The 679-nt window shown below is 31.1% G+C and carries 1 protein-coding gene; it reads left to right on the forward strand.

Features of this window, described 5'->3' with window-relative positions:
• A partial coding sequence (locus EGM88_RS12595; protein ID WP_317126545.1) for a galactokinase occupies positions 1 to 679 on the forward strand: 679 nt, incomplete at both ends.

Genomic DNA, 679 nt, shown 5'->3' on the forward strand with positions numbered 1-679 from the left:
ATTATAGATTCGCCTGGTAGAATTAATATCATTGGTGAACATACTGATTATAATAATGGCTTTGTATTACCTACTGCTATTGATAAAAAAATACAATTTAAATTTAAAAAAAATGGCAGTTTAAAAACCTGTTCTATTCATAGTAATAATTTCGACACAGGGTTTAGTTTTAAACTTGATGCTGTTGAGAAAAGTGAAAAACAATGGGAAAATTATGTATTGGGTGTTATTTATGAAATACAACAACTTTCTGATAAATTACAAGGGTTTGATTGTGTTTTAGATAGTGATATCCCTGTTGGTTCTGGTATCAGTTCTTCAGCCGCATTAGAATGCGGTTTAGCATTTGGTTTAAATGAATTATTTGACTTGAATTTATCGAAGCAAACCATTGTAGAACTCTCGCAACGGGCTGAACATAATTTTGTTGGTACAAAATGTGGTATTATGGATCAATTTGCTTCTGTTATGAGCAAAAAAGACCATGTTATCCTTCTTGATTGCCAATCTTTAGACTATCAGTATGTTCCTATTAAAATTGAGCCGTTTACCATATTGTTACTCAACACAAATGTTTCTCATAATTTAGCTTCTGGAGAATATAATATCAGAAGAAGTCAATGTGAAGAAGGGGTTAGAGTTATAAAGCAAAAATATGCTGAAGTACATTCTTTACGTG

It is taken from the genome of Aureibaculum marinum (genome assembly GCF_003813905.1).
Lineage (GTDB): Bacteria > Bacteroidota > Bacteroidia > Flavobacteriales > Flavobacteriaceae > Aureibaculum > Aureibaculum marinum.